The organism is uncultured Fretibacterium sp., assembly GCF_938040765.1.
Taxonomy (GTDB): domain Bacteria; phylum Synergistota; class Synergistia; order Synergistales; family Aminobacteriaceae; genus CAJPSE01.
In genome coordinates this window covers 1-7,519 of the sequence record NZ_CALIAA010000078.1, presented here as the reverse complement: position 1 = coordinate 7,519, position 7,519 = coordinate 1, and the positions used below count along the sequence as shown (strand labels likewise).

Genomic DNA, 7,519 nt, shown 5'->3' with positions numbered 1-7,519 from the left:
GTTGTCATGTCTTGGCTTCGCCTTGCAAGCTGCCTTTGATATACTGAAGAAAACATGGGACCGGGCTTTCTAGGCCGAGGCCAAAGGCACTGTTCCGCCAAGGAGGAGGGCGCAATGCTCCTGGTGATGGATGTGGGCAACACCACGACGGTTGTGGGGATTTTCGACGGGAAGAAACTGACGGCGCATTGGCGGCTTTCTTCTATTCTGCATACGTCCGACGAGCTGGGGGTCTATCTGCTCACCCTGCTCGGGACCAAGGGAGTGGGGCCCGAGGGGATCGACGGCGCGGTGTTCGCGAGCGTCGTCCCCCCCCTCGACCTCCCCGTGAGCGAGGCGATACGGAACTTCCTGGGCGTCGAGGCGCTGAGGGTGGACGCCTTCACGGACATCGGCATGGAGATACGTTACGCTTCCCCGCGCGAGGTCGGGGCGGACCGCATCGTCAACGCCCTGGGCGGACGCGCGAAATATGGAGCGCCGCTCATCGTCGTCGACTACGGGACGGCCATCACCCTCGACGTCGTGTCCGCGGATGGGGCCTACCTGGGAGGCGTGATCGCCCCCGGCCTCTTATCGGGGATCTCCGCGCTCTTCGGCCGCACCGCCAAGCTGCCTCAGGTCGGCGTGGAGCTGCCGCCTTCGGTCATAGGACGCAATACTAACGAATCCATCCAGTCCGGGATCCTCTTCGGCAATGCGGGGCTGACGGATCGGCTTGTGGAGATGGTCCGTTCCGAGCTCGGCGTCCATGCCGGGGTGGTGGCCACGGGGGGGCATGCGGAGCTCATGGCCGGGATATCCAGGACCATCGACCAGGTGGACCCCTGGCTTACCCTGGACGGCCTGCGCCTGATCCACGAGCGAGCCTCCGGGAAAAAGGCTTTGCCGTGACGGCGAGCGCGTTTTTCGTCGGCGGCCTGGCGCTTGCCAGCCCGCTCTGCCTGGCCCCCCTGGCCGGGGTCACGGCGGCGCCGGTCCGGGAGTTCTTTACGAGGCTGGGAGCTGCCCTGACCCACACGGAGATGGTGAGCTGCGCCGGGTTGGTGCGGGCGAACCGCAAGACCTCGGACATGCTCGAGACCCTGCCGGGCGAGGGGCCCGTGATCCTTCAACTTTTTGGAGGAGAGGCGGACACGGTGGCGAGGGGGGCGGAGGTCGCCCTGGAGCTCAAGGGCGCGAGAGGGGGGCCCGCCTTTGCCGGGTTGGGGCTCAACATGGCCTGCCCCATGCCCAAGGTAACCCGGCGGGGGGCGGGCGCGGCCTTGCTGAACGTCCCTTCCGAGGCGTTCGAGATGACGCGCCGGCTGAAGCGCCTGGGGCTCCCCGTCTGGGTCAAGATGCGCCGGGTCAGCGAGGGAAAAAACGAGGATACGATACGTTTTGTGGAGGGATTGCTCGATGCGGGGGCCGAGAACGTCTGTATCCATGGGCGGACGGCGGCCCAGCGCTACGAGGGACGCTCGGACAGGACGGTCGTGGCGGAGGCGGCGCGGCGTTTCCCCGGCAGGATTGCCGCCAGCGGCGATGTGCGCACTCCCGAGGATGTTCGGGAATACCTGGACGCGGGATGTGCCGCCGTGATGCTGGCCCGGGGCGCTCTGGCAAATCCCTGGCTGTTCCCCGAATCGCTTCGTGCGCTGGAGCTCCCGATCCCCGGAGGGTTTCTCGATCCGAGCCCGGAGTTGAGGGGCGCGGAGCTGTCGCGCCTCGGAGAGCGGGCCAGGGCGCTATGCGGAGAGCGTCTGGCCGTGGTGCTGCTCAAACGGCTGATGGGGGGAATGCTCAGGGGGATGAGCGGGGCGGCCGAGCTGCGCCGCCGCGCGGGCTGCGCCTCGGATCTGGACGCGCTGCTGGAGGTCTTCAGGGCCGGTATGGCCGTGGATTGAGCGCGGGCGTCGTCATTCTCCTTCGGGGGAGAGCAGGCGTTCCGCGAAGGACGGCAGTTCGCGTCGGCCGGACGTCCCCAGTTTCCGATTGATGTTGCGGATGTGGAACTTCAGCGTGTTCCTGGAGATGAAGAGCTGCCCGCAGAGCTCCTCGTCGCCGGTCCCCTCGAGGAGGATCATGGTGATGCGGATTTCCTGGCGGGTCAGTCCCAGGGCCTCGAAACGTTCCTTGAGGCGAAGCTCCCGGCCGTCGTCCGAATTCGCCGTTGGCGCCTGCCTGGGGATCGCGGCCGGGGCGATCGGGGCCGCGGAGGCGGGGGCGGGGATGTCCGCTGCGGCGCGGGGCAGAAGGACGAAGACAGCGGAGATCAGGCCGGTGAACAGGGCAAAACCGGACTGGACCGAGAGGGCTTCCGCGCCGAGGGGGGAGAGGAAGTTCAGAAGCGTACGCGAGGCGATCAGGGCGAAGGTGAGCAGGGAGGCCCCGATGCAGATCATGCGCGCCGGGTTCGGCGACGGCGCGGCAAACTGCAGCATCAGCAGCCAGAAGGAGAGCTCGAGGAAGAAGCAGCCCATGCTCATGGAGAGCAGCGCGATCGGGGCGGATACCCCGACCAGGAGGATCCCCGCCGCGCAGAGCCCGATGCCCCCGGTCAGGATGCCTCGGCAGGAGATCGGCCTGCTCAGACGGAGCAGAGATACGAGCACGGCCAGGGAGAGCAGTGCGGATAAAATTTCCGGAACGTCGGAGGACAGGGGGCGCGCCGCGGAAAATCCGGAGTCGGCGATGACCTGCATGACGTTCATCACGAGTGCGAAGGCGATGAGGCCGACCCCCTCTCGGGTGGAGAAGACGGGGCTGGCGTAGTGTTCGCCCTCGGGCATCCAGCGCCGTTCCCGGACGGCCAGGAGAAGGAGCCCCGTGGAGAGGAAGGGAAGTGCGTGGAGCAGCGGGGGGAACTGAGGGATGACGAGCCTCCCCGTTGCGGAGGCCAGGGCGGACAGCCCGTAGAGCAGAGGAAAGGTCCTGGGGGAGAAGCGCGCGCAGAGCGTCATCCATCGGCAGAAGAGCAGGGCGGCCCCAAAGGCGGGCAGCAGCAGAGCGGGGATCTTCAGCGGGCCCCAAAGGCCTCCCAAAAGGGGCAGGGGCAGCAGCAGGCAGGGCATGAGCCAGATTGTCCGCGCAAAACTGCCTGGCCCCGGGAGGTTGGTCCGGGCGATCAGCGTGCAGCTCAGCGCGAAGGCGAAGAGAAACGACGTGAGCAGGATGGGGGCGACGGGGAGAAGCGCCCGGGACGGGGCCTGCGAGAGCCAGACGAGAAAGAGCCCGAGGCCGATCGACGTCGAAGCCGCCTCGAAAGGGGTGGCGCGGGCGATGCGCTGTGCTGCGTCCATTTCCGTTCCCTCCAGTTCCTTCCATTATCCTTCAATCCCCCGGACCGCGCCCTCGAGCGGTTTTCCGCGGGGACTCGAACCCGGGTCCATTAAACCGCTCCAAACCCCGGAAAGGCAATACCCCCATCAGGATGGTTTTTCCCATCCGCCCGAGAGCGAGGGCCGGAGAGTTCCGGAACACGAGGGCTCAGACGGATGTCCCTCCGTCTCGATCGCTGCGTTCCTCTTCCCCCGTGTCCGCCTCCTCCAGAAACAGGGGCATCCACCGTTTCCAGAGCCACAGGGAGAGGGAGCCCGTCAGAAAGCCCAGGGCAAGCCCCAGGACGATGTAGTCCTCCCTTCCGCGCCCGAGGGCGTATCCCGCATATCCGGCCAGGGCGTAGCCGAACGCGATGACGGAGATCATGGATAGAACCGTGATGAAAAGCCGCATGTCGTTCTCCTCGAATTTCGACGTTTGAGGGATAATGTATCATAAAAACGAAAACGCCGCGGCGGATATTTGAGCCTAAGCCGATTTGAATTTCGAGGAGATGGTAGGGTGAACGATCGTCTGCCTATTTTGGACTTGTCCCGGGCCTATGCGGAGATACGGGACGAGGTGCGGGGGGCTCTGGAGCGCGTGTTCGAGGCTCAGTCCTTCATCCTGGGGCGCGAGGTCCGCGCTTTCGAGGAGCATGTCGAGAGCTACCTGGAGCTTCCCGAGGGCTCGGCGATCGGCTGCGCCTCGGGGACGGACGCGCTGATCCTGGCCCTGATGGCCCTGGATGTCGGGCCGGGGGACGAGGTCGTCACGACCCCATACAGCTTCTTCGCCACGGCGGGGGCGGTCGTGCGCCTTGGGGCCAGGCCCGTGTTCGCGGATATCGATCCCGTGACCGGGAATATCGACCTTGCCGAGGTCGAGCGCAGGTTGACCCCGAGGACAAAGGCTTTTCTGCCCGTGCATCTGTTCGGCCAGACCGTGCCCCTGGAGGACATCTCGGCGCTCTGCGCCGAGCGGGGCGTGGCGATCGTGGAGGACGCCGCCCAGGCCTTCGGCGCCTGGCGTCGGGTGGAGAACCGTATCGCGCGGGCCGGCGCCGTGGGGGACGTGGGGTGCTACTCCTTCTTTCCCACGAAGAACCTGGGGGGCTGCGGCGACGGCGGAATGGTCGTAACGCGCGACGCAGGACGGGCCGAACGGCTGCGGCGCCTGCGGGTCCATGGCGAGGAGCGCACCTACTTTCACGAGGAGGTCGGGCTGAACAGCCGGCTCGACGCCCTCCAGGCGGCGGTCCTCGATGTGAAGCTGCCCCACCTGGAGCGCTGGAATGCCGACCGGCGCCTCTGCGCCGACCGGTATCGTCTGCTCTTCGAGTCCCGGGGGCTGACGGACCGGGTGACGCTTCCCGAGGAGCTCGCCGGCAACCATCATATCTATCATCAATATGTGGTGCGCGTTCCGGACCGGGACAGGCTGATGGCCCACCTCGACGGGCTGGGGCTGACGACGCGCGTCTATTACCCCCTGCCGCTGCACCTCCAGCCCTGCTTCGCCTTTCTGGGGGGACGGCCTGGAGACTGCCCGCAGGCGGAGCGCCTGTCGCAGGAGTCCCTGGCGCTCCCGATTTTCCCCGGCCTCGAGGCGGAGGAACAGGAGCGTCTGGTGGAGGCGATCGCGGCTTTTCCGGCCTAGCCCCGGAACGATATGGGAGCAGCCCGCGCCAACCGCGGCGGCGGCCCTGCCGGTGTGGTTTCTGCGGATGCGCTTTATGCGGCCCGCGGCTATACTGGCTAGGCTTACATACTCTTGATGTACGGGGAGGGAATCCGCCTCATGTATTATCCTTTTTTCGATCCCACGATGCTCCTTTTGATCCCGGCGCTGCTCCTGTCGCTCTGGGCTCAGATGCGCGTCAGGAGCACCTTCGAACGCTTCAGCCAGGTGCAGGCGCGGGGCGGCGTCACGGGCGCCCAGGTGGCGCGGATGCTGCTGGATCGTTTCGGACTGTCCTCCGTGCCGGTCAATCACGTTCAGGGGAACCTGACCGACCACTACGACCCCAGGGACCGGACGCTCAGCCTGTCGGACTCGGTCTACTCCAGCTCCAGCATCGCCGCCATCGGAGTCGCCGCCCATGAGGTGGGGCACGCCATCCAGCACAGCGAGGGATACGCGCCCCTGATGTTCCGCAACCGGGTGGCGCCTGTGGTTGGTTTGGTCTCCAACATGGCCATCCCCCTTTTTTTCATCGGCCTCCTGATGCGCGGTCAGTTTCTGATGAACCTGGGCATCGTGCTCTTTCTGGGCGCAGTCGTCTTCCACCTGGTGACGCTGCCGGTGGAGTACAACGCGAGCTCGCGCGCCATCACGATCCTGAACGGGACGGGAGCCCTGGCCCAGGATGAGCTGAACGGCGCCAGGAGCGTTCTGAACGCCGCCGCCTGGACCTACGTCGCCGCCGCCCTGATGTCCGTGCTGCAGCTGGTGCGCCTTCTGGTCCTGAGGGGTTCCTCTCGGGATCGCTGATTCGCGTATGGGACGAATCTTCGTTTTGCCGTCAAAATGCAGCGATGGGGCACCCGTCGGGGGGTGCTCCTTTTTCTTTCGATTTCGGGGGCCTTGGGGAGGATATCGTGCGCGGGATTGAGGGAGCGCTTCACGTACTGGCCCGTGTGAGGGAGGGGCGCTTCGCCTCGGAGGCCCTGCGGGACTCCGGCTCGGCGATGGCCCCCGGGGATCTGTCCCTCGCCGCCTCGTTGGTCTATATCGTGCTGCGGCGGGAGGAGATGTGGCGGCACATCGTCGGGGGGTTCCTGCGGTCCGGGGATTCCCGGAGCCGGGGCGGCGGGGGCCGCTCTCCGGGGCGGCCCGCGGCGGGAGGGCGCCTGCCGCCCCAGATCGCGGACTGCCTGCTGGTGGGGGCCGCGGGGCTTCTGGAGCTGCGTCATTTCGCCGGCGGCGTTCTGGTCAACGGCCTGCTGGAACACCTCAAGAACGAGGGGCAGGGAAGGTTCGTCTCCCTTGTCAACGCCGTCCTGCACGCCGTCGGAGAGCGGGGCTCGGAGAGGGTCGAGGCGCTGCGGCGCTCGGCCTCCCTCGAGGACCGTGCCCTCTGGGCGGGAGTGCCCGTCTGGTCTCTGCCGGCCTGGACCAAATCGTGGAAGCGGTCCGAGCTGAACGAGCTTTTCGACCTGATGCGCATCCCGCCGGCATCCTCCCTCCGCGTCTCCCCGGGGCGGGCGGATGCGCTGAAGGACCTGCTGCGGGAAGGGGGGCTGGAGCCCGAGCCCTCCGACATCCCGGGAGCGCTCCGCCTTCAAGGCACCGTGCTTCCCACCTCTCTTCCCGGTTATGAACGGGGGTGGTGTACGGTCCAGACGGAGGGGTCGCTCCTCGTGGCCTCGCTGGCTGAGCGTTTCTGGAGGGAGGGCCCGATTCTGGACATGTGCTCGGGACGGGGAGTCAAGGCCGGCCAGATCCTTCAGTCCCTGCCCGGAGCGCGTGTGGAGTGCTGGGAGCTTTCTCGCGGACGGCACCTGAGCGCCGCCCGCGAGATGCGGCGTCTGGGCGTGGAGGCTCGTGCGGAGCTGCGCTGCGGCAACGCCCTGGAGCTCGAGCCGCGTGAGGCCCCCACCCTTGTTCTGCTGGACGCTCCCTGCTCGGGGAGCGGGACCTGGAGCCGGAAGCCGGAGTCCAAGTGGCAGCTCTCCTGGTCCCGTTTCGACCGCCTGGTCTCCGTTCAGAAGGATTTGTTGGCGCGGGCTTTGGACCTGTGCGCGCCAAATGGTATTATAATTTATGTCACGTGCAGCCTTCTTCGTCAGGAAAACGAGAACGTCGTGGCGGAGGTCCTGTCGGGCCGGGCCGACGGCGTGGAGGTCCCCTCGCCGTGGGGTGTCTCCGGCCCCTTCCGCAGGGGCCGTCCGTGGGGTGCGTACATCTGGCCCGCGTCGCCCTGGCTGGACGGCTTTTACTGTTCCATCATCATGAAGAGAGCGGAGGTCTGAGTGCCGATGGGCAAAGCAATCCGTTGGACCCTGTTGTTGGTCGTCCTGGTGATCTTTTCCTCTGGGGCCGTGGCTTTCTATACGGTGTTCTTCCGGCCGTCGAACACGATCGTCGTTCCGCCCCTCCGGGAGCGTTCCGTGGTCGACGCCGTGGCCGAGGCCGAGCGTCTGGGGTTTGCCGTAAAAATCGAGCAGGTGGTCTCATCCCTGCCCTCGGGGCGCGTGCTGGCCCAGTCGCCCGA

General features: G+C 66.7%; 8 protein-coding genes. 6 read left to right on the top strand and 2 right to left on the bottom strand.

Features of this window, described 5'->3' with window-relative positions; genetic code table 11:
- The first annotated feature begins 114 nt into the window (after nt 1-114).
- Entirely contained in the window at nt 115-894 is a 780-nt protein-coding gene (locus Q0176_RS02935; protein WP_299299099.1) for a type III pantothenate kinase, read from the top strand.
- Entirely contained in the window at nt 891-1,889 is a 999-nt protein-coding gene (locus Q0176_RS02930) for a tRNA-dihydrouridine synthase family protein (protein WP_299299097.1), read from the top strand. Before Q0176_RS02935 ends, Q0176_RS02930 begins: the two co-directional genes overlap by 4 nt.
- 12 nt (nt 1,890-1,901) lie before the next feature.
- Here Q0176_RS02930 and Q0176_RS02925 read toward each other — a convergent pair whose 3' ends face one another.
- Nucleotides 1,902-3,284, bottom strand: coding sequence for a helix-turn-helix transcriptional regulator (locus tag Q0176_RS02925; RefSeq protein WP_299299095.1), 1,383 nt, complete (start codon nt 3,282-3,284; stop codon nt 1,902-1,904).
- A gap of 187 nt (nt 3,285-3,471) precedes the next feature.
- Nucleotides 3,472-3,717, bottom strand: coding sequence for a hypothetical protein (locus tag Q0176_RS02920; RefSeq protein WP_299299092.1), 246 nt, complete (start codon nt 3,715-3,717; stop codon nt 3,472-3,474).
- A 108-nt stretch (nt 3,718-3,825) separates the two neighbouring features.
- Between Q0176_RS02920 and Q0176_RS02915 the strand changes: the two genes are divergently transcribed.
- The 4 genes from Q0176_RS02915 to Q0176_RS02900 form a co-directional block, all read left to right on the top strand.
- Nucleotides 3,826-4,962 carry a DegT/DnrJ/EryC1/StrS family aminotransferase gene (locus Q0176_RS02915; protein WP_299299090.1) on the top strand — a complete coding sequence of 379 codons (1,137 nt, stop codon included), beginning with the start codon at nt 3,826-3,828 and terminating at the stop codon, nt 4,960-4,962.
- 141 nt (nt 4,963-5,103) lie between these two features.
- On the top strand, nt 5,104-5,796 hold the full coding sequence (locus Q0176_RS02910; protein WP_299299088.1) for a zinc metallopeptidase: 693 nt from the start codon (nt 5,104-5,106) through the stop codon (nt 5,794-5,796).
- A gap of 107 nt (nt 5,797-5,903) precedes the next feature.
- Complete coding sequence (locus Q0176_RS02905) at nt 5,904-7,277, top strand: RsmB/NOP family class I SAM-dependent RNA methyltransferase (protein ID WP_299299086.1); 1,374 nt, start codon at nt 5,904-5,906, stop codon at nt 7,275-7,277.
- A 6-nt stretch (nt 7,278-7,283) separates the two neighbouring features.
- On the top strand, nt 7,284-7,519 hold a 236-nt coding region (locus tag Q0176_RS02900), incomplete at its 3' end, for a PASTA domain-containing protein (protein ID WP_299299084.1).